This window comes from Citrobacter sp. CK189 (genome assembly GCF_030333505.1).
Classification (GTDB): Bacteria; Pseudomonadota; Gammaproteobacteria; order Enterobacterales; family Enterobacteriaceae; genus Citrobacter_B; species Citrobacter_B koseri.
Genome location: NZ_JAOWFV010000032.1, coordinates 22,469 through 42,308 on the forward strand (window position 1 = coordinate 22,469; position 19,840 = coordinate 42,308).

General features: G+C 52.9%; 21 protein-coding genes. 15 read left to right on the forward strand and 6 right to left on the reverse strand.

Annotated elements, in window-relative coordinates:
* The 7 genes from mrdB to lipA all read left to right on the forward strand — a co-directional run bounded on the left by mrdB (window position 1) and on the right by lipA (window position 7,136).
* A complete protein-coding gene (mrdB, locus tag OGV83_RS01605) occupies window positions 1-1,113 on the forward strand; it encodes a peptidoglycan glycosyltransferase MrdB (RefSeq protein WP_012133352.1) in 1,113 nt (370 codons plus the stop codon).
* 10 nt (window positions 1,114-1,123) lie between these two features.
* On the forward strand, window positions 1,124-2,248 hold the full coding sequence (rlpA, locus tag OGV83_RS01610; protein ID WP_286463052.1) for an endolytic peptidoglycan transglycosylase RlpA: 1,125 nt from the start codon (window positions 1,124-1,126) through the stop codon (window positions 2,246-2,248).
* Window positions 2,249-2,387: 139 nt separating this feature from the next.
* Window positions 2,388-3,599 carry a D-alanyl-D-alanine carboxypeptidase DacA gene (gene dacA, locus OGV83_RS01615; protein ID WP_012133355.1) on the forward strand — a complete coding sequence of 404 codons (1,212 nt, stop codon included), beginning with the start codon at window positions 2,388-2,390 and terminating at the stop codon, window positions 3,597-3,599.
* A gap of 106 nt (window positions 3,600-3,705) precedes the next feature.
* Window positions 3,706-3,969 carry a DUF493 family protein YbeD gene (gene ybeD, locus OGV83_RS01620; RefSeq protein WP_000850547.1) on the forward strand — a complete coding sequence of 88 codons (264 nt, stop codon included), beginning with the start codon at window positions 3,706-3,708 and terminating at the stop codon, window positions 3,967-3,969.
* A gap of 97 nt (window positions 3,970-4,066) precedes the next feature.
* Entirely contained in the window at window positions 4,067-4,708 is a 642-nt protein-coding gene (lipB, locus tag OGV83_RS01625; protein ID WP_047458192.1) for a lipoyl(octanoyl) transferase LipB, read from the forward strand.
* Between the two features lie 300 nt (window positions 4,709-5,008).
* A complete protein-coding gene (locus tag OGV83_RS01630; protein ID WP_047458193.1) occupies window positions 5,009-5,983 on the forward strand; it encodes a YbeF family transcriptional regulator in 975 nt (324 codons plus the stop codon).
* A 187-nt stretch (window positions 5,984-6,170) separates the two neighbouring features.
* On the forward strand, window positions 6,171-7,136 hold the full coding sequence (lipA, locus tag OGV83_RS01635; protein WP_012133358.1) for a lipoyl synthase: 966 nt from the start codon (window positions 6,171-6,173) through the stop codon (window positions 7,134-7,136).
* Window positions 7,137-7,236: 100 nt separating this feature from the next.
* On the opposite strand, the gene tatE is transcribed toward lipA, so the two are convergent.
* Both tatE and OGV83_RS01645 read right to left on the reverse strand, forming a co-directional pair.
* Window positions 7,237-7,440 carry a twin-arginine translocase subunit TatE gene (gene tatE / locus OGV83_RS01640; RefSeq protein WP_286463054.1) on the reverse strand — a complete coding sequence of 68 codons (204 nt, stop codon included), beginning with the start codon at window positions 7,438-7,440 and terminating at the stop codon, window positions 7,237-7,239.
* Window positions 7,441-7,569: 129 nt separating this feature from the next.
* On the reverse strand, window positions 7,570-8,358 hold the full coding sequence (locus tag OGV83_RS01645; RefSeq protein WP_286463055.1) for a deaminated glutathione amidase: 789 nt from the start codon (window positions 8,356-8,358) through the stop codon (window positions 7,570-7,572).
* 91 nt (window positions 8,359-8,449) lie between these two features.
* On the opposite strand from OGV83_RS01645, the gene crcB reads away from it, so the two are divergent.
* Window positions 8,450-8,833 carry a fluoride efflux transporter CrcB gene (gene crcB / locus OGV83_RS01650; protein WP_024130549.1) on the forward strand — a complete coding sequence of 128 codons (384 nt, stop codon included), beginning with the start codon at window positions 8,450-8,452 and terminating at the stop codon, window positions 8,831-8,833.
* A 54-nt stretch (window positions 8,834-8,887) separates the two neighbouring features.
* Here crcB and cspE read toward each other — a convergent pair whose 3' ends face one another.
* Both cspE and pagP read right to left on the reverse strand, forming a co-directional pair.
* A complete protein-coding gene (cspE, locus tag OGV83_RS01655) occupies window positions 8,888-9,097 on the reverse strand; it encodes a transcription antiterminator/RNA stability regulator CspE (RefSeq protein WP_000034825.1) in 210 nt (69 codons plus the stop codon).
* 187 nt (window positions 9,098-9,284) lie between these two features.
* On the reverse strand, window positions 9,285-9,848 hold the full coding sequence (gene pagP / locus OGV83_RS01660) for a lipid IV(A) palmitoyltransferase PagP (protein WP_049011891.1): 564 nt from the start codon (window positions 9,846-9,848) through the stop codon (window positions 9,285-9,287).
* A gap of 459 nt (window positions 9,849-10,307) precedes the next feature.
* Here pagP and dcuC point away from each other — a divergent pair, with 459 nt between their 5' ends.
* Window positions 10,308-11,693 (forward strand): anaerobic C4-dicarboxylate transporter DcuC, encoded by a 1,386-nt coding sequence (gene dcuC, locus OGV83_RS01665; RefSeq protein WP_286463057.1) that lies wholly within the window; start codon window positions 10,308-10,310, stop codon window positions 11,691-11,693.
* A 196-nt stretch (window positions 11,694-11,889) separates the two neighbouring features.
* On the opposite strand, the gene dpiA is transcribed toward dcuC, so the two are convergent.
* Together dpiA and dpiB are read right to left on the reverse strand one after the other, a co-directional pair.
* The gene (dpiA, locus tag OGV83_RS01670; RefSeq protein WP_012133367.1) at window positions 11,890-12,567 is read right to left on the reverse strand and encodes a two-component response regulator DpiA; all 678 of its coding nucleotides are present in this window, start codon (window positions 12,565-12,567) and stop codon (window positions 11,890-11,892) included.
* Window positions 12,536-14,197 (reverse strand): sensor histidine kinase DpiB, encoded by a 1,662-nt coding sequence (gene dpiB, locus OGV83_RS01675; RefSeq protein WP_012133368.1) that lies wholly within the window; start codon window positions 14,195-14,197, stop codon window positions 12,536-12,538. The genes dpiA and dpiB overlap by 32 nt, the downstream gene beginning before the upstream one ends.
* 386 nt (window positions 14,198-14,583) lie before the next feature.
* Here dpiB and citC point away from each other — a divergent pair, with 386 nt between their 5' ends.
* From citC to citG, 6 genes are read left to right on the forward strand one after another with little or no spacing between them, the layout of a single operon-like run.
* On the forward strand, window positions 14,584-15,660 hold the full coding sequence (gene citC / locus OGV83_RS01680; RefSeq protein WP_012133369.1) for a [citrate (pro-3S)-lyase] ligase: 1,077 nt from the start codon (window positions 14,584-14,586) through the stop codon (window positions 15,658-15,660).
* Window positions 15,657-15,953 carry a citrate lyase acyl carrier protein gene (citD, locus tag OGV83_RS01685; RefSeq protein ID WP_012133370.1) on the forward strand — a complete coding sequence of 99 codons (297 nt, stop codon included), beginning with the start codon at window positions 15,657-15,659 and terminating at the stop codon, window positions 15,951-15,953. Before citC ends, citD begins: the two co-directional genes overlap by 4 nt.
* Window positions 15,950-16,858: an aldolase/citrate lyase family protein gene (locus OGV83_RS01690; RefSeq protein ID WP_024130551.1), complete on the forward strand. Its 909-nt coding sequence runs from the start codon at window positions 15,950-15,952 to the stop codon at window positions 16,856-16,858. The genes citD and OGV83_RS01690 overlap by 4 nt, the downstream gene beginning before the upstream one ends.
* Before the next feature lie 9 nt (window positions 16,859-16,867).
* On the forward strand, window positions 16,868-18,400 hold the full coding sequence (gene citF, locus OGV83_RS01695) for a citrate lyase subunit alpha (RefSeq protein WP_012133372.1): 1,533 nt from the start codon (window positions 16,868-16,870) through the stop codon (window positions 18,398-18,400).
* 3 nt (window positions 18,401-18,403) lie between these two features.
* Window positions 18,404-18,955 (forward strand): citrate lyase holo-[acyl-carrier protein] synthase, encoded by a 552-nt coding sequence (gene citX / locus OGV83_RS01700; protein ID WP_012133373.1) that lies wholly within the window; start codon window positions 18,404-18,406, stop codon window positions 18,953-18,955.
* Window positions 18,927-19,835 (forward strand): triphosphoribosyl-dephospho-CoA synthase CitG, encoded by a 909-nt coding sequence (citG, locus tag OGV83_RS01705; RefSeq protein ID WP_049007971.1) that lies wholly within the window; start codon window positions 18,927-18,929, stop codon window positions 19,833-19,835. The genes citX and citG overlap by 29 nt, the downstream gene beginning before the upstream one ends.
* Window positions 19,836-19,840 lie beyond the last annotated feature (5 nt).

The window sequence follows — 19,840 nt, forward strand, 5'->3', positions numbered from 1 at the left end:
GTGACGGATAATCCGAACAAAAAAACATTCTGGGATAAAATCCATATCGATCCCACGATGTTACTGATTCTGCTGGCGCTGCTGGTTTACAGTTCATTAGTCATCTGGAGCGCCAGCGGCCAGGATATTGGCATGATGGAGCGAAAAATCGGTCAGATCGCGATGGGTCTGGTCATTATGGTGGTGATGGCGCAAATCCCGCCTCGTGTCTACGAAGGATGGGCGCCCTATCTCTATATTTTCTGCATCATCCTGCTGGTGGCGGTAGACGCCTTCGGGGCGATATCCAAAGGAGCGCAACGCTGGCTGGATCTGGGGATCGTCCGTTTTCAGCCTTCTGAAATCGCCAAGATCGCCGTCCCCCTGATGGTGGCGCGCTTTATCAACCGTGATGTCTGCCCGCCGTCGCTGAAAAACACGGCTATCGCGCTGGTATTGATTTTTATGCCGACGCTGCTGGTCGCCGCGCAGCCTGACCTGGGCACCTCGATTCTGGTCGCCCTTTCCGGCCTGTTCGTGCTGTTTTTGTCTGGTTTGAGCTGGCGTTTAATCGGCATTGCGGTGGTGCTGATTGCCGCGTTTATCCCGATCATGTGGTTCTTCCTGATGCATGATTATCAGCGCCAGCGCGTCATGATGCTTCTCGACCCGGAGACCGACCCTTTAGGCGCGGGTTATCATATCATCCAGTCTAAAATTGCGATTGGCTCCGGCGGCCTGCGCGGTAAAGGCTGGCTGCACGGCACTCAGTCGCAGCTTGAGTTTTTACCCGAACGCCACACCGACTTTATCTTCGCCGTACTGGCGGAAGAGTTAGGCCTGGTGGGAATATTAATCCTGCTGGCGCTCTACATTCTGCTGATTATGCGCGGACTGTGGATCGCTGCCCGCGCGCAAACCACCTTTGGCCGCGTGATGGCCGGTGGTTTAATGTTGATATTATTCGTTTATGTCTTCGTAAATATTGGTATGGTGAGCGGTATTCTGCCCGTTGTAGGGGTTCCACTCCCGCTGGTCAGTTACGGAGGCTCCGCACTGATAGTGCTGATGGCCGGGTTCGGGATTGTTATGTCGATCCACACCCACAGAAAAATGTTGTCGAAAAGCGTGTAAGGGGTGCGCAATGCGTAAGCAGTTGCCAGGAGTCTGCGTCGCGGCAGGAATAATGTTACTCGCGGCGTGTTCGAGTGATGATGGTCAGCAGCAGGTTGCCGTCGCGCCGCAGCCTGCGGTGTGTAACGGGCCGATTGTTGAGATCGGCGGGGCGGAGCCACGTTATGAACCTCTGAGCCCGACAGCAAATCAGGATTATCAACGAGACGGTAGAAGCTACAAAATTGTCCAGGACCCGTCTCGCTTTAGCCAGGCCGGGCTTGCCGCCATTTATGATGCGGAACCCGGCAGCAATTTAACCGCATCAGGCGAAGCGTTTGACCCAATGCAGCTCACCGCTGCGCATCCAACGCTGCCGATCCCGAGCTATACGCGAATCACGAATCTGGCGAATGGCCGGATGATCGTGGTACGCATTAACGATCGCGGCCCTTACGGTAACGATCGGGTGATTTCACTCTCCCGCGCGGCGGCCGATCGTCTGAATACATCGAATAACACCAAAGTCCGCATTGATCCCATTATCGTTGCGCAGGATGGTTCACTGTCAGGGCCAGGCATGGCCTGCACGACTGTGGCGAAACAGACCTACGCCCTGCCCGCGCGCCCTGATTTAAGCGGCGGCATGGGCAGCGTCTCTTCCGCGCCGGAATCGGTACAGCCGCAAGGCGATGTCCGGGCGATAAGCAATTCGACGCTGAAAAGCGATGACCCGAGCGGCGCACCGGTCAACAGCAGCGGCTTCCTTGGCGCGCCGACCACGCTCGCCTCCGGGGTGCTCGAAGGCAGCGAACCAACGCCCGCGCCACAGCCCGCCGCAGCGACACCCGCCGCGCCGGTAACGGCTCCTGGTTCGACTCAGGGCGCAGTCGCTGCCCCGACGCCGGCTCCAGCTCCTGCCGCCGCAAGCAGCGGTTTCGTGGTTCAGGTTGGCGCGGTCAGCGATCAAACGCGCGCGCAGCAGTACCAGCAGCGTTTAAGCCAGCAGTTTGGCGTACCGGGCCGTGTGATGCAAAACGGCGCGGTCTGGCGCATTCAGCTTGGGCCATTCGCCAGCAAAACTGAAGCCAGCGCGTTGCAGCAGCGTCTGCAATCTGAAGCCCAGTTACAGTCCTTTATCGCCAGCGCGCAGTAGCCTGCAAAGGGCTTCTGAATTGTCAATTTCTGTAAATGACATTAACAAAGTCACGCGGAAAGTCAGATGCCTGCCGGTTATGCTTTTGCTATAGTAGGGCACTTTTTTTAATTCCATCACGGACGTCGTAGTTCAGACCATGAAGACCACTTTTTCCGCTCGTTTCATGCAGCGCATGGCGCTCACCACGGCTCTTTGCGCCGCCTTTATCACAAGCGCGCATGCCGATGACCTGAATATCAAAACCATGATCCCAGGCGTTCCGCAGATCGATGCGGAGTCGTATATCCTGATCGACTACAACTCCGGCAAAGTGCTGGCGGAACAGAATGCGGATACGCGCCGCGATCCCGCCAGCCTGACCAAAATGATGACCAGCTATGTCATCGGCCAGGCGATGAAAGCAGGGAAATTTAAAGAAACCGATCTGGTGACGATCGGCAACGACGCCTGGGCTACCGGCAACCCGGTATTTAAAGGCTCATCCCTGATGTTCCTGAAACCGGGTATGCAAGTTCCTGTTTCCCAGTTAATCCGTGGTATTAACCTGCAATCCGGCAACGACGCCTGCGTGGCGATGGCCGACTTTGCCGCCGGCAGCCAGGATGCCTTCGTCGGGCTGATGAACAGCTATGTGAATGCCCTGGGTCTGAAAAACACCCACTTCCAGACCGTTCATGGCCTGGATGCTGATGGACAATACAGCTCTGCGCGCGACATGGCGCTGATCGGCCAGGCGTTAATCCGCGATGTGCCAAACGAATACTCCATCTACAAAGAAAAAGAGTTCACCTTCAACGGGATTCGCCAGTTAAACCGCAATGGTCTGCTGTGGGACAACAGCCTGAACGTTGACGGGATCAAAACCGGCCACACGGATAAAGCAGGCTACAACCTCGTGGCGTCGGCAACTGAAGGCCAGATGCGCCTGATCTCTGCGGTGATGGGTGGACGTACCTACAAAGGTCGTGAAACAGAAAGCAAAAAACTGCTGACCTGGGGCTTCCGCTTCTTTGAAACCGTGAACCCGCTGAAAGTCGGGAAAGAGTTTGCCTCTGAACCGGCCTGGTTTGGCGACACCGACCGCGCCTCGCTGGGTGTGGATAAAGACGTCTATCTGACTATCCCTCGCGGCCGCATGAAAGATCTGAAAGCCAGCTACGTGCTGAACACGGCTGAACTGCATGCCCCGTTGCAGAAAAACCAGGTCGTCGGCACAATCAACTTCCAGTTGGATGGCAAAACCATTGAGCAGCGCCCGCTGGTGGTACTACAGGAAATTCCTGAAGGTAACTTCTTCGGCAAAATCATTGATTACATTAAATTAATGTTCCATCACTGGTTTGGTTAAAAATTAAGCACTTGAAAGTGTGATTTCCATCCCCATATACTGAGTATCCTGATAACTCCCACACGCTGTGGGAGTTATTATTTTTTGATGTAATGCCGGAGCTGACATGAAAACCAAACTTAACGAACTGCTTGAATTCCCTACGCCATTTACTTACAAAGTAATGGGGCAGGCGTTGCCTGAGCTGGTTGATCAGGTGGTTGAAGTGGTACAGCGCCATGCGCCAGGTGATTACTCCCCGACGGTAAAACCGAGCAGCAAAGGTAACTACCACTCGGTCTCTATCACCATCAACGCAACCCATATCGAGCAGGTTGAAACACTGTACGAAGAACTGGGTAATATCGATATCGTTCGTATGGTGCTGTAATACATCCGTTCGTTACCCGGCGTTGCCCGGGTAACATCCTCCCCCGCTGTGATATACTTTTCTCCCTCTTTTGTTCATTCTCTACGGAGATGCCGTTTTGTATCAGGATAAAATTCTTGTCCGCCAGCTCGGTCTTCAGCCCTACGAACCCGTTTCCCAGGCCATGCACGAATTCACCGATACCCGCGATGAAAACACGCCCGATGAGATCTGGTTAGTTGAGCACTTTCCTGTTTTCACCCAGGGTCAGGCCGGTAAAGCGGAGCATGTATTAATGCCCGGTGATATTCCGGTGATCCAGAGCGATCGTGGCGGGCAAGTCACCTATCACGGCCCCGGCCAGCAGGTAATGTATGTTCTGCTGAATCTTAAACGCCGTAAGCTGGGCGTGCGGGAGCTGGTAACGCTGCTGGAACAAACCGTCGTCAATACGCTTGCCGAACTGGGTATTGATGCGCATCCGCGAGCCGATGCGCCCGGAGTTTATGTGGGAGAAAAAAAGATCTGCTCACTGGGTTTACGAATCCGTCGCGGCTGCTCTTTTCATGGTCTGGCATTAAACGTCAATATGGATCTTTCTCCGTTCTTACGCATCAATCCTTGCGGTTATGCCGGGATGGAAATGGCGAAAATATCGCAATGGGATAATAACGCAACGACGGATAATATTGCCCCTCGCCTGTTGGCCAATATTTTAGCCCTGCTAAACAATCCACCTCATGAATATATTCCTGCTTAATCAATAAAATATAATGACCCACGCAATTCATGGGTCATTAACTATATATTGCTTGAATGCTTTACTTCTCCGCCCGGTTTCTATATTTTCGTTATGCCTAAGCTAAAACCGTCAATGACGCAACCTCATCAGCCATCAGAATGAGGGGATTCGCTGTGGCTAAAATCCGAATGTACTGTTTGTTACCCTGTTGAAATTGTTACTGATATTGACATTCAGGCGATATTTAAGCCAAATCAAAAATGCAATAAATATAAACCCTACTATTATTTATAACGTGAATAAATTCGGAGCGAGAGCGTGAATGATAATAATCTGCCGGGACGACGTCTAATCGAGCAACGGCCAGAAGACAAACCTCAAATTTTCAGAACGCTGAGAAATATTGACCTTAATCTCTTGACTATTTTTGAAGCGGTATACGTTCATAAAGGCATCGTCAATGCTGCGAAAATTCTTAATTTAACGCCATCCGCTATTAGCCAGTCTATTCAAAAATTACGCGCTATATTTCCCGACCCGCTATTTATCCGTAAAGGCCAGGGCGTGACCCCGACGGCCTATGCCACCCATCTGCATGAGTATATTAGCCAGGGGCTGGAATCTATTCTGGGCGCGCTGGATCTGACCGGCAGTTACGACAAACAGCGCACCATCACGATAGGCACGCCTCCCTCTATCGGGGCGTTAGTCATGCCAACCATCTATCAGGCGATCAAATCCCGGTATCCGCAGCTTCTGTTACGCAACATTCCGGTAAGCGACGCCGAATGCCAGCTCAGCCAGTTTCAGACCGATTTGGTCATCGATACCCATATCTACAGTAGTCGGGCCATTCATCACCATGTGCTGTTTGCCGATACTGTTGAGCTGGTTTGTCGCCAGGATCACCCTTCACTTTCCGCCCCGCTAACCGAAGAGAAGCTGAAAGCGGTCGACCATACTCTGCTGATGCTCGAAGGGCAGAATTTCAGCCTGGTGCGTCAGCGTATCCAGGACCTCTTCCCTGAACGACAAATCAACTTTAGCAGCTACAACATCTTCACCATTGCCTCACTCATCGCCAGCAGCGACCTGCTGGGGATGATGCCTACCCGGTTCTACACCTTATTTAGCCGTTGCTGGCCGCTCAAGCGCATTCCCTATGCGCCACTGAGCGATGAGAGAATCGACTTTTCGCTGCATTACAACAAATTAAGCTTGCGTGACCCGGTGCTGGAGAATGTTATTGATGTAATACGCGATGCGTTTCGAACCGGAGATGTTGCTGCTTAGTCACAGGAGATGTTGGGCAAATGGCACAAAACAACAACTATTTTACATTTTGCCGACCACTCAGGCTGCTTTATGGCCCGTTTCAATGATATACTGCCTGTAGTTAATTCAAAAATAGTTGATAAATACAACATTCCCTTGAATTGAAACGCTTTCCTTCGTTATTCGCAACTGGAACACGCACGCTATGAGTAAACCCATTGTGATGGAACGCGGTGTCAAATACCGCGATGCCGATAAGATGGCCCTTATCCCGGTTAAAAATGTGGCAACAGAGCGCGAAGCCCTGCTGCGTAAACCGGAATGGATGAAAATAAAGCTTCCAGCGGACTCCACTCGTATCCAGGGCATCAAAGCGGCAATGCGCAAAAATGGCCTGCATTCTGTCTGCGAGGAAGCCTCTTGCCCTAACCTGGCGGAATGTTTCAATCACGGAACCGCCACCTTTATGATCCTCGGCGCGATTTGTACCCGCCGTTGCCCGTTCTGTGACGTTGCCCACGGTCGCCCTGTCGCCCCGGATACCAACGAACCATTAAAACTGGCTCAGACGATTGCGGATATGGCGTTACGCTATGTGGTTATCACCTCCGTTGACCGCGATGATCTGCGCGATGGCGGCGCTCAGCACTTTGCTGACTGCATTACCGCGATTCGTGAAAAAAGCCCGGCAATTAAAATTGAAACGCTGGTGCCTGACTTCCGTGGCCGTATGGATCGCGCACTGGAGATCCTTAACGCTACCCCGCCAGATGTCTTCAACCATAACCTTGAAAACGTACCGCGTGTCTATCGTCAGGTACGCCCAGGCGCTGATTACAACTGGTCGCTGAAGCTGTTGGAGCGTTTCAAAGAGGCCCACCCGGAAATCCCAACCAAATCGGGTCTGATGGTCGGTCTGGGAGAAACCAACGCTGAAATCATTGAGGTTATGCGCGACTTGCGCCGTCATGGCGTCACCATGCTGACGCTGGGCCAGTATTTACAACCAAGCCGCCATCACCTGCCGGTACAGCGTTATGTTAGCCCGGAAGAGTTCGATGAGATGAAAGCCGAAGCCATGGCGATGGGCTTTACCCATGCCGCTTGCGGGCCGTTTGTTCGTTCTTCTTACCATGCAGACATGCAGGCGAAAGGACTGGAAGTGAAGTGATCGAGTAATACTCGCTTACATTTAACGCATAAAAAACCCGCTTAAACGCGGGTTTTTTCTCTTCAGAGTCAGATGAAGGAGCATCCTGCTCGCGTCATGATCACTCTTTATGAGAGAGTTTCTCAGCCTGAATATCGCCGTCCGCTTCTTTTTTCGCGCCAGCGTCTTCATCATTCATCGCCTTTTTGAAACCTTTAATTGCCGTGCCCAGGTCTCCGCCCAGCGTACGTAACTTCCTGGTACCAAACAGCAGAACGACCAGTGCGGCAACCACCAGCAGTTTGGTAATACTAATCTCACCCATAGATACCTTCTTGACTTAAAATCAGGCGGCTTAACGCGCCATATTAACCTGAGAATATTAACGGTCATTCGACGCGCGCACACAATAGCAATCTGTAACAAGGTGAATCAAGCTTAGTTTAAAAAAACATCATAATAATTGCGGTGGCGCAAAACGACGGTTACGTAAAACGGGAAGTTGCGCCCGAACTTGCCTGACGCGCTCGGCGGAGACCTCGGCCATAATCAGCGCCGGAGTCTCTGCCGCAGCGGCTACTGTGACGCCAAACGGATCGACGATTCGGCTCTGACCGATATTTTTGTTGCCGCACTCCCCTGCGGCAACGATATAGCAGGTTGAATCCAGCGCTCTTGCCGCCAGTAAGGTCGCCCAGTGATGCTCTTTCAGCGCCCCTCTTACCCAGGCGGCTGGCAGCACCAGAATGTCAGCCCCCTGCAAAGCCAGCGCCAGAGCCAGCTCCGGGAAGCGCAGGTCATAGCAGGTCATCAACCCGACTTTGATCCCCTCAACATCCAGCAACGGAGCAATGGTGTCGCCTGCATCAACGCTGCGGGACTCCTGAATCGAAAAGGCATCGTACAAATGCAGCTTGGCGTAGTGCGCAACAATCTTTTCCCCGCACAACGCAACCTGCATGTTGAATGCCCGCCCCGGCGTTGAAGGAACATGAATCGTCAGGATTGTCGTCATCGTATTGCGCGCGCTCTCACGCAGTAAGCAGCGCAAAAATCCGCCCTCCAGTAGCTGCGCGGACTTAACCGACAGATCGGGATCGCGATCGTCGCGAGCCAGCAGCGCCTCAGGCAACACCAGTAAAGAAACGCCATTTTCTGCCGCCTGAGACATTAACGAAACGCATGTTTCGGCGTTCTTTTCCCAGACCGACGCCACGGCAAATTGTCCTGCTGCAACGAGCATACTCCCCTCCGACCAGATTCGTTAAACTCGCCAAAGATGTTTATTCGGCGTTACACTCATCCCATATACAATCAAATAGCAGGAATATTCAGTGTTACAACTCCTTTTAGCAGTTTTTATTGGCGGTGGTACAGGAAGCGTAGCGAGATGGATGTTGAGTATGCGGTTTAATCCGCTTCATCAGTCCATTCCGTTCGGCACCCTGACGGCGAATTTGATCGGCGCCTTCATCATCGGTATGGGCTTCGCCTTATTTAGTCGCATGACGAATATTGATCCGATGTGGAAGGTATTGATTACCACCGGTTTTTGCGGCGGCCTGACCACGTTTTCCACCTTCTCAGCGGAAGTTGTTTTTTTGCTCCAGGATGGACGTTTTGGCTGGGCGATGGTGAATATACTGGTCAACCTGCTCGGGTCATTTGCCATGACCGCGCTTGCGTTTTGGCTGTTTTCGGCATCCACCGCGCATTAAGGGCATAAAAAAACCCGCCAGTTGGCGGGTTTTGGAATTCTTGCTGTCGTATGCTTACAGAGCGATTACGTTAGCAGCAGAAGGGCCTTTGGCACCGTTAGTGATTTCGAACTCTACGCGCTGACCTTCAGCCAGAGTTTTAAAACCATTAGTCTGGATTGCAGAGAAGTGTACGAACACGTCTTTGCTGCCATCTTCCGGAGTAATGAAACCGAATCCTTTGGATTCATTAAACCACTTAACGTTACCTTTAATCTTAGACATCAAAATTACCTTTACATGAAAAATAGACACAAATGCTGTGTCGGGTACCAGTACATCAATTGTGGTGCATTTTGTCCAGTCCAACTTTGCCAAAAAGTGATAAATATCGCGTTATTTTTTAGATTTTTTGTACTACCTATTGTTTTATAACGCTATTTTATATACCACTAACAAGGCATATCACTCATCAAAACTGGAAACGCATCCAGGCAAAGTAGACGTTACCGTTGTTATACGTACCGGGGATGTAGGTCATCTGGAACGTTGCCGGACCGTAGCCTATCGAGGCTAACGGTAACAGAACCGGCACCGGAATGTACTTCCAGTTATCACGCGCCGTTGCGCCAGCGGTAAATCCCAGCCCCATGTGGAAGTTTTCATCTGCCAGAGGTCGCCAGGTTTTTTCCCAACCGTAACCGCCGATAGGCTCCCACTTATTGAAGGAGTCTTTAAACGCCATGATGTAAAGCCCATGCCAGTTGCCTTTATCATCCCAGCGTGACTGACCAAACCCTGCCCCCCACGGGCGCTCATTGTAGCGATCCGTTTTTTCTTTATCGTAGGCAAACCGCGCATGCCAGGTAATGGCCGGCACGTACAAATCATAATGCTCGGGTTGTTGCCAGGTTTCCGACACATTATCTTTCAGCGTATCAAACCAGCCTTTATCTGCTGAAAAGGCCTGGGGCAGAAGGGCGAATTGCACAAAGAGAAATGAAAGAGTAAGAAAATATTTTTTAGCGACAATCACAACTTAATTACCATCCTGGAGTTCAATACCGATCGTAGCAAAACGAACCTGAATGGAATCTTAACAAAAAACAGGTAACGAAAAATCAGAAAACTCCCCTTTGCAATAACGAACCCGCTTATTTCCCGTTTATTTCATACGGATCATCGCCGTTTACTGAAACTTTTTATCATCAGGAAAGGGAATCTGGCCTGTTATAATTCTGTACACCACTTCACAATTAACATTACATTCCCATAAAAATAACAAATACAAAACAAATACGTTTCTACGTAAATTTTTCGCCTGAGAGATTTCATATTCGTTGCCTGCATGAAAAAATAACAACACAGGACGTTTAATCCGTCCTTTTCTTGATTTTAATCAGCAAGGGGAAGCGGTTTATTCGGCACATTTTCACACCACTTTCTGTTCCTTTTTTATTCTTACTTTCTGGGCGTCCAGGCGACAGGGGAAACAATGCTAACGTTTATTGAACTCCTTATTGGGGTTATGGTTATTGTGGGTGTAGCGCGCTACATCATTAAAGGTTATTCGGCAACCGGCGTGCTCTTTGTGGGCGGCCTGGTGCTGCTGATTATCAGCGCGTTAATGGGGCATAAAGTCCTGCCCGCCAGTGAAACCAGTACCGGCTATACCGCGACGGACATCGTTGAATACATTAAGATTCTGTTGATGAGCCGTGGTGGCGACCTCGGTATGATGATCATGATACTGTGCGGTTTCGCCGCCTACATGACGCATATCGGCGCAAACGACATGGTTGTAAAACTGGCCTCCAAACCGCTGCAATACATTAACTCACCTTACCTGCTGATGATCGCCGCCTATTTTGTCGCCTGCCTGATGTCGCTGGCGGTCTCTTCGGCAACAGGGCTTGGCGTATTGTTGATGGCAACGCTCTTCCCGGTGATGGTTAACGTCGGGATCAGCCGTGGCGCTGCCGCCGCCATCTGCGCTTCCCCCGCAGCGATCATCCTCTCTCCGACCTCGGGCGACGTGGTTCTGGCGGCAAAAGCGGCTGAGATGCCGTTGATTGATTTTGCCTTTAAAACGACCCTGCCGATTTCCATTGCCGCCATTATCGGCATGGCGATTGCCCACTTTTTCTGGCAGCGTTATCTGGATAAAAAAGAGAACATCTCCCATGAAATGCTGGATGTAAATGAAATTACCACCACCGCCCCGGCGTTTTACGCCATTCTGCCATTCACACCGATTATCGGCGTTCTGGTTTTTGATGGTAAATGGGGTCCGCAACTGCACATTATTACTATTCTCGTCATCTGTATGCTGCTCGCTGCCGTGCTGGAGTTCATTCGCGGATTCAATACACAGAAAGTCTTTTCCGGTCTGGAAGTCGCGTACCGCGGGATGGCTGACGCATTTGCGGGCGTGGTGATGCTGCTGGTCGCTGCCGGGGTATTCGCTCAGGGGCTGAGCACTATCGGTTTCATCCAGAGTCTGATCTCTATCGCCACCTCGTTTGGCTCCGCCAGTATTATCCTCATGCTGGTACTGGTGATCCTGACCATGCTCGCGGCAATGACCACCGGTTCCGGTAACGCGCCTTTCTATGCCTTTGTCGAAATGATTCCCAAACTGGCGCACTCTTCCGGTATTAACCCGGCTTACCTGTCCATTCCCATGTTGCAGGCTTCAAATCTGGGGCGCACGATCTCCCCGGTCTCTGGCGTCGTCGTTGCGGTGGCAGGGATGGCGAAGATTTCGCCGTTTGAAGTGGTGAAGCGTACTTCCGTTCCGGTTATGGTCGGGCTGCTGGTTGTCATTATTGCAACTGAAGTGATGGTGCCAGGCACTTCTTCCGCTGTGGCGGGTGGTTAAGCGAATTAATTTGTAGACAATTCGCCGGATGGCGGCGGTAACGCCTTATCCGGCCTACAAAACTCCCCGTAGGCCCGGTAAGCGTAGCGCCACAGGGCGATTCGCCGGATGGCGGTGTAACGCCTTACCCGGCCTACAAAACTTACCCGTAGGCCCGGTAAGCATAGCGCCACCGGGCGATTGGTCAATCCCGAATTCAACCGTGGTAAATACGCTGCGGTCTGCCCACTTTTCCGTGAATAATCTCGGCAATAATCAAATGCTGACTGGCGCAATACTCCAGATACCGCCGGGATGTGGTACGGCTGATCGTCAGCGCCTGCGCCACCGTCTCAGCCGTATGGCGCGTCGCTGGGTCGCTAAACAGCTTCAGCACTGCATTTAGTGTCAGAGCATCAATCCCGGTCGGCAAATCACCTTTTGGCTCCCCTCGCGCATAGGCATTAAACATCTCGTCAATCTGCCGCTGGCTGGCGCTATCGTTACCCGCCAGCATACGCCGGCGTTGCTGATACCGCGTAAGCGTCTGACCCAGGCGCTCATAGGCAATCGGCTTCACCAGATAATCAAACGCCCCCCAGCGCACCGCTTCGGAGACGGTTTCCATATCACTGGCGGCCGTGGTAAACACAATTCCGCCGGGATAGCGCGCCTGCATCAGTTCATGCAGCAGCGTGATGCCCTTCCCATCCGGCAGATAGTTATCCAACAGAATAAGCCCGGGTTTAAAACGTTCGATCATCATACGGGCCTGCGCCAGGTTGCCCGCCAGCCATATCTGGCTGAAACCGGGAATATGGCGGATATATTCCGCATGCATTTCCGCCAGCAGCGTTTCATCCTCAACGATCAATAGGGTTAATGGTTCCGTCATCGTTTTTTTTCACTTTCGGAAGAAATAGAGAAAACAAGGTGCCACAGGGATCATTATCTTCCAGCGTAATCACCCCGCCACAGCGCCCCACATAACTTGCAATCAGATACAGCCCGATGCCATGTTCGCCTGGTTCATCGGTTCGGGTGCTGACACCCTGTTCAAATATTTTTTCGCGCAGAGATTCAGGAACGCCGCATCCCTGATCGGCAACTTCAATCACCACATCGTCCCCTTCGTCGCTCAAATAGAGTTCAACGACGTTATTCCCTTCCCGGGTACGCAAACTGGCTTCAAACGCGTTATCGAGAAGATTGCCGACAATCGCGGCAAATTCGGTGCTATCAAGCCCTTCCGGGAGTCGGTGCAGCTGACTTCCGGGTACGATCGTCATTTTTAGCCCCAGCTCCCGCGCCCGCTGGACTTTGCCGAACAGCAGACCGGCGACCTGGCGATCGGCAAACGCGCTGCGTAGACTATCGATCAGTTGCTGTTGCGCCTGCGACTCGCCCTGCACCATTTCCCTGACCCGATCATACTCTTTCATCTGGAGCAGACCGTTGAGCGTCGACATCCAGTTCAGGTGTTCATGACGCAGCGTTCTCAGGCTCTCCACATACTGTTTTATTTGCGTCAGTTGGGCGTTCAGGGTGGAAATTTCATCCTTGCTGCGAAAACTGATGATCGCCCCCAGTAATTCATCCCCGGAGCGAATGGCCTCACGATTAGCAATAACGCTCAACCCATTGAAATTCGCCATCACATCCTGGCGTTTTTCCGCAATCTGCTGTGTGAAGAAGTCCGCAGGATTAACTACCGTCTCTATCGACTTACCCAGCCATTGCCGTCCCGGCGAACGCAGCCCCAGCATTTTTCGCGCGTTGCGGTTAATGGCGGTAATGTGCCCTTCCGGGTCGACTGCAATTAATCCTTCATACACTGAACTGAATAATGCCTCCTGCTGGCGCACAACGCGCGCAATCTGCTTTGGCTCCATCCCCAGCATCTGGCGGCGAATGTGGGCGGCGAAAAACCAGGAAAGCAGCATAAGCACCACCAGCAGCAGGACGAATACTCCCGCCATCGGCAGTAAAAAATCCAGTCGCCAGCTGTCAATTTTACTGACCAGATAACCGATGGAAACCACGCCGATCACGTTGCCATTGTCGTCAAATATCGGCGTTTTAGCGCGCATCGCCATGCCAATAGACCCCTTGCCAGTGATGAAATAGCTCTCACCGTTCTCCAGCGCGCCGGGTTTCGTGAACTGCATCGGATAACCAATTTTTTCCGGGTTAGGATGGTAGAGGCGAATCGAGTTTTTGTCGCCGATGACCACATAATCAAAATCGGTGTCGCTTTGTAGTTTATCCGCGATGGTCGCCAGCCGCCTGTAATCCCGGTGTTTCACGGCCGTGATGATACTGTCGTTAGAGGCGATAATTTTTGCCTGGTTCATCGCCATATCCCTGACATGCGATGCCAGATAGTCTTCAAAGCTGGCGGAAAAATAGCGGGCTAACGCGGCGATGATGAAAACAGAAACGACCAGAATGAGCAGAAAAATCCGCAGCGGGAACGCGAGTTGACGAAAAAAAAGAAACCGTTTTTTATTTTTTGGGTCGGGCATTGTTATTCCTTCGCTGGCGTAAGCGTCTCATTTCCCGTATATGTAATAAAAATGTTTTAACTTTCTGCTGTGCATTTAATAGCGATCGTTACAGATTCCCCACCTTAAATCAATTAAACAAATAAAACCCACCGCGCAATTTGCTATTAAATTAATTAAAAAACTTAAAACCATTAAACACATAAAAACCATCTAAGTGTTTGTGAAATAAATCAAAATTTACCACCAAAATACCCCTTACGATGTAGGCAACAGAGAGAAAAAGAAATACGTCGTAATAAAAACAACGACCGCTCCAATTGAAAACAAAACGTTATCAGGTTGCAACGACACACAACATACGCAAAAAACTGGCAACAAAATATATCATCAGGACGCTCAATACTATGTTCGGTAATAATGTATTCACGCAAGTGAAACGCTCAGAAAATAAAAAGATGGCGGTTATCACGCAATTTCTGAAAGAGAATGATTTAAGCGTAGATACCACCGTCGAAGTTTTTATTACCGTTACGCGCGATGATCGTCTTATTGCCTGCGGCGGTATTGCCGGAAATATCATTAAATGCGTTGCTATCTGCCAATCCGTGCGCGGCGAAGGGCTGGCGCTGACGCTGGCTACAGAGTTAATCAACCTCGCCTACGAAAGGCACTGTACGCACCTCTTCATCTACACCAAAACAGAATACGAAGCGCTCTTTAAACAGTGTGGCTTCTCAACGCTGGCTGATGTGCCTGGCGTGATGGTGCTCATGGAAAACAGCAATACGCGCCTGAAACGCTACGCTGAATCCTTAACGAAACTGCGTCATGACGGGAAAAAAATCGGCTGTATCGTCATGAACGCCAACCCCTTCACAAACGGGCATCGCTATCTGATCCAGCAGGCCGCCGCACAGTGCGACTGGCTGCATCTGTTCCTGGTAAAAGAGGATACGTCGCGTTTTCCGTACGAGGACAGGTTTGATCTGGTGATCAAAGGAACAACGGATATTCCACGCCTGACTGTGCATCGCGGTTCCGAGTACATCATCTCGCGTGCGACCTTTCCGTGCTACTTCATCAAAGAACAAAGCGTCATTAACCACTGTTACACCGAAATCGACCTGAAGATTTTCCGCCAGTACCTGGCGCCAGCATTGGGTGTAACACACCGTTTTGTCGGCACGGAACCGTTTTGCACCGTCACCTCCCAGTACAACCACGATATGCGCTACTGGCTGGAGACGCCAACGCTTCCCGCCCCACCCATCGAGCTGGTGGAAATTGAGCGGCTGTGTTTCCAGGAGATGCCGATTTCCGCCTCCTGGGTGCGCAAGCTGCTGGTTAAAAAAGATCTCACGGCTATCGCACCGCTGGTTCCCAACCCCACTCTGCACTATCTGCAAGGCATGGTTGAACGTAACCCGTCCAGCGCGGTAGTCCGCCAAAAGACCCCCGCATTAGAAACAGGTGAAAAATGAAAATAGACCAGGCTGCCGTCGCTGGCACACTTGAGTCCGGTGATGTGATGATTCGCATTGCTCCACTCGACACGCAGGATATTGACCTGCAAATCAACAGCAGCGTTGAAAAACAGTTTGGCGACGCCATTCGCGCCACCATTCTGGATGTGCTTGCCCGTTATAACGTCCGCGGCGTGCAATTAAATGTTGATGACAAAGGCGCGCTGGACTGCATTTTGCGTGCTCGGCTGGAAGCGTTACTGGCTCGCGCCAGCGGCATCCCCGCTCTGCCGTGGGAGGATCGCCAATGATTTCCGCTTCTCTGCAACAACGTAAATCCCGCACCCGCCGCAGCATGCTGTTCGTCCCCGGCGCAAATGCCGCGATGGTCAGCAACTCGTTTATCTACCCGGCCGATGCGCTGATGTTCGACCTGGAAGACTCCGTCGCGCTGCGTGAAAAAGATACCGCTCGCCGTCTGGTGTATCACGCCCTGCAACACCCGCTGTACCGTGATGTGGAAACCATTGTCCGCGTTAATGCGCTGGATTCCGAATGGGGCATTAACGACCTTGAAGCGGTGGTTCGCGGCGGCGCTGACGTTGTCCGTTTGCCGAAAACCGACACCGCTCAGGATGTTACCGACATCGAGAAAGAGATCCTGCGCATTGAGCAAACCTGCGGTCGTGAACCCGGCAGCACCGGACTGCTGGCCGCAATCGAGTCGCCGCTGGGCATTACCCGCGCCGTTGAAATCGCCCACGCCTCCGAACGTCTCATCGGGATCGCGCTGGGGGCGGAAGACTATGTGCGCAATCTGCGTACCGAACGTTCCCCGGAAGGCACCGAGCTGCTGTTTGCCCGCTGCTCCATTTTACAGGCGGCACGCTCCGCAGGCATTCAGGCGTTCGATACCGTCTATTCCGATGCCAATAACGAAGCGGGTTTCCTGCACGAAGCGTCACACATCAAACAGCTGGGTTTTGACGGCAAGTCCCTCATCAACCCACGCCAGATTGAACTGCTGCACAACCTGTATGCCCCGACGCTTAAAGAAGTCGCCCATGCGCGTCTGGTCGTGGAAGCCGCGGAAGCCGCCGCCCGTGAAGGCCGCGGCGTCGTCTCCCTGAACGGCAAAATGGTAGACAGCCCGGTGATTGAACGCGCCCGTCTGGTGCTCTCCCGTGCAGAACTTTCCGGCATTCGCGAAGAATAAGGCAAAAAAATGACGCAGAAAATCGAACAACTTCAACGACAAGAACGGGTAGCGGCCTGGAGTCGCCATGCCGAAAGCGAATTTTCCGCTTTTCAGAGCACTTCAAAACTGAATTTACAGGCGCAAAAACCGCGCGATAAAAAACTGTGCGCCACGCTTGAAGAAGCCATCCGCCGTTCTGGTTTACAGGATGGAATGACCATCTCTTTCCACCACGCTTTCCGTGGCGGCGACCTGACGATCAACCTGGTGATGGACACCATCGCCAGCATGGGCTTTAAAAACCTGACGCTGGCCTCCAGTTCGCTGAGTGATTGCCACGCGCCACTGGTCGGGCATATTCGCCAGGGCGTCGTGAGCCGAATTTACACGTCTGGTCTGCGTGGCCCCCTGGCGGAAGAGATCTCCCGCGGATTGCTGGATGAGCCCGTACAAATCCACTCCCACGGCGGTCGCGTCCATCTGGTGCAAAGCGGTGAGCTCAATATCGATGTGGCCTTCCTCGGCGTGCCGTCCTGCGATCCGTTTGGCAACGCCAACGGCTACACCGGTAAAGCCTGCTGCGGTTCGCTGGGCTATGCGAAAGTGGATGCCGAAAACGCCCGCCAGGTTGTTCTGCTGACGGAAGCGCTGCTGCCGTATCCGCATAATCCAGCCAGTATCGCCCAGGACCAGGTGGATCTCATCGTGCAGATCGAACGGGTAGGCGACGCCGACAAAATTGGCGCAGATGCGACCCGTATGACCACCAACCCGCGTGAACTGTTGATTGCCCGCAGCGCGGCAGACGTGATTGCCAACTCAGGCTATTTCCAGGAAGGCTTCTCTCTGCAAACCGGAACCGGCGGCGCCTCTCTGGCAGTAACCCGTTTTCTGGAAGACAAAATGCGCAGCCGTGATATTCACGCGGATTTCGCGCTGGGCGGCATTACCGCCACGATTGTCGACCTGCATGAAAAAGGGCTGATCCGCAAATTGCTGGACGTACAGAGCTTCGACCGTAACGCCGCAGAATCGCTGGCCCGCAACCCGAATCACATCGAAATCAGCGCCAACCAGTATGCCAACTGGGGCTCAAAAGGCGCATCGGTCGATCGTCTGGATGTCGTGGTGCTGAGCGCCCTGGAGGTGGATACCCAGTTCAACGTAAACGTGCTGACCGGTTCCGATGGCGTACTGCGCGGCGCGTCAGGCGGTCACTGCGATACCGCCGTTGCCGCCGCGCTGTCGATCATCGTCGCACCGCTGGTTCGCGGCCGCATCCCGACGCTGGTCGATAACGTGCTCACCTGCGTAACGCCTGGCTCCAGCGTCGACATTCTGGTGACCGACCACGGCATCGCCGTCAACCCGGCGCGCCCGGAACTGGCGGAACGCCTGAAAGAAGCGGGAATGAAAGTGGTCTCCATTGAATGGCTGCGTGAACGTGCGCAGTTGCTCACCGGTCAACCTCGCGCCATTGAATATACCGATCGCGTCATCGCCGTAGTGCGTTACCGCGACGGTTCGGTCATTGACGTTGTTCATCAGGTGAAGGAATAAGCCATGCACCTGCTCCCTGAACAGGCCACTCGCCATGCGGTTTCCATTCCCGAGCTGCTCGTCAGCCGTGATGAGAGACAAGCGCGGCAACACGCCTGGCTGACGCGCCATCTCACTCCACTGGTCTCCTTTACCGTGGTGGCGCCTGGCCCGATTAAAGACAGCGAGCTTACTCGCCGAATCTTCAATCACGGCGTAACCGCCCTGCTCGCCGTGGCGAAAAAAGCAGGCTGGTCTGTCAGGGAGCAGGCTGCACTGGCCTCAGCCAGTGGGCCGGAAGGGTTCCTCGCCATTGAGGCGCCGGCCCGCGATCTCAAGCTCGCCACGATCGAGCTTGAGCATCAGCATCCGCTGGGACGTTTATGGGATATCGATGTGCTGACGCCGGAAGGCGACATTCTGTCCCGCCGTCATTTTTCGCTTCCTGCCCGCCGCTGCCTGTTGTGCGAGCAAAGCGCCGCTGAATGCGCCCGGGGGAAAACCCACGCGCTTTCCGACTTACTTATTCGCATGGAGGCGCTGCTGCATGATGCCGATTCCAGCCACATCAACTGATTCCGCCGCCATTCCTCAGACGCTGCTTGACGCGTACGCCCTGCTGGCGTGGCGCGCCATGCTGACTGAGGTCAATTTATCTCCCAAGCCGGGTCTGGTCGATCGCATTAACTGCGGCGCGCACAAAGACATGGCGCTGGAAGATTTCCATCGCAGCGCGCTGGCCATTCAGGGCTGGCTGCCGCGTTTTATCGAATATGGCGCGAGTTGCGCGCAGCTGCCGTCAGACGATGTACTGAAAGGGCTACGTCCATTAGGTATGGCCTGCGAAGCCGACATGTTTCGCGCCACTGCCGGCGTTAACACGCATAAAGGCAGCATATTTTCCCTGGGACTGCTGTGCGCCGCCATCGGACGCCTGCACCAGCAGCATTCCCCGATCACACCTGCAAACATCTGCTCGACCGCCGCAACATTTTGCCGGGGTCTGACCGAGCGTGAACTGCGACAGAACAATCAACAACTCACCGCAGGTCAACGCTTGTACCAACAGCTGGGGTTAACTGGCGCGCGCGGCGAAGCCGAAGCGGGTTACCCGTTAGTGATCCGCCATGCTTTACCACACTACCGCGCATTGCTGGCGCAGGGGCGCGACCCCGAGCTGGCGCTGCTCGACACCCTGCTGCTGCTGATCTCAATGAACGGCGACACCAACGTCGCATCACGCGGCGGCGCGGAAGGCCTGCGCTGGATACAACAGCAGGCGACAACATTATTACGGCAAGGAGGCATTCGTTCTCCTGCCGATCTTGAACATCTCCACCGGTTCGATCAGCAGTGCATTGCACGCAACCTCAGCCCTGGCGGCAGCGCCGACTTACTGATCGTCACCTGGTTTTTAGCACAAATTTCGCAAGTTAATCATTTACATAATTATTGAAAGAT

Excerpts from the sequence above, each read along its gene's own strand:
- rlpA (WP_286463052.1), top strand. The coding sequence starts at position 1,124 with ATGCGTAAGCAGTTGCCAGGAGTCTGCGTCGCGGCAGGAATAATGTTA.
- dacA (WP_012133355.1), top strand. The coding sequence starts at position 2,388 with ATGAAGACCACTTTTTCCGCTCGTTTCATGCAGCGCATGGCGCTCACC.
- ybeD (WP_000850547.1), top strand. The coding sequence starts at position 3,706 with ATGAAAACCAAACTTAACGAACTGCTTGAATTCCCTACGCCATTTACT.
- lipA (WP_012133358.1), top strand. The coding sequence starts at position 6,171 with ATGAGTAAACCCATTGTGATGGAACGCGGTGTCAAATACCGCGATGCC.
- tatE (WP_286463054.1), bottom strand. The coding sequence starts at position 7,440 with ATGGGTGAGATTAGTATTACCAAACTGCTGGTGGTTGCCGCACTGGTC.
- OGV83_RS01645 (WP_286463055.1), bottom strand. The coding sequence starts at position 8,358 with ATGCTCGTTGCAGCAGGACAATTTGCCGTGGCGTCGGTCTGGGAAAAG.
- cspE (WP_000034825.1), bottom strand. The coding sequence starts at position 9,097 with ATGTCTAAGATTAAAGGTAACGTTAAGTGGTTTAATGAATCCAAAGGA.
- dcuC (WP_286463057.1), top strand. The coding sequence starts at position 10,308 with ATGCTAACGTTTATTGAACTCCTTATTGGGGTTATGGTTATTGTGGGT.
- dpiA (WP_012133367.1), bottom strand. The coding sequence starts at position 12,567 with ATGACGGAACCATTAACCCTATTGATCGTTGAGGATGAAACGCTGCTG.
- dpiB (WP_012133368.1), bottom strand. The coding sequence starts at position 14,197 with ATGCCCGACCCAAAAAATAAAAAACGGTTTCTTTTTTTTCGTCAACTC.
- citC (WP_012133369.1), top strand. The coding sequence starts at position 14,584 with ATGTTCGGTAATAATGTATTCACGCAAGTGAAACGCTCAGAAAATAAA.
- citD (WP_012133370.1), top strand. The coding sequence starts at position 15,657 with ATGAAAATAGACCAGGCTGCCGTCGCTGGCACACTTGAGTCCGGTGAT.
- OGV83_RS01690 (WP_024130551.1), top strand. The coding sequence starts at position 15,950 with ATGATTTCCGCTTCTCTGCAACAACGTAAATCCCGCACCCGCCGCAGC.
- citF (WP_012133372.1), top strand. The coding sequence starts at position 16,868 with ATGACGCAGAAAATCGAACAACTTCAACGACAAGAACGGGTAGCGGCC.
- citX (WP_012133373.1), top strand. The coding sequence starts at position 18,404 with ATGCACCTGCTCCCTGAACAGGCCACTCGCCATGCGGTTTCCATTCCC.
- citG (WP_049007971.1), top strand. The coding sequence starts at position 18,927 with ATGATGCCGATTCCAGCCACATCAACTGATTCCGCCGCCATTCCTCAG.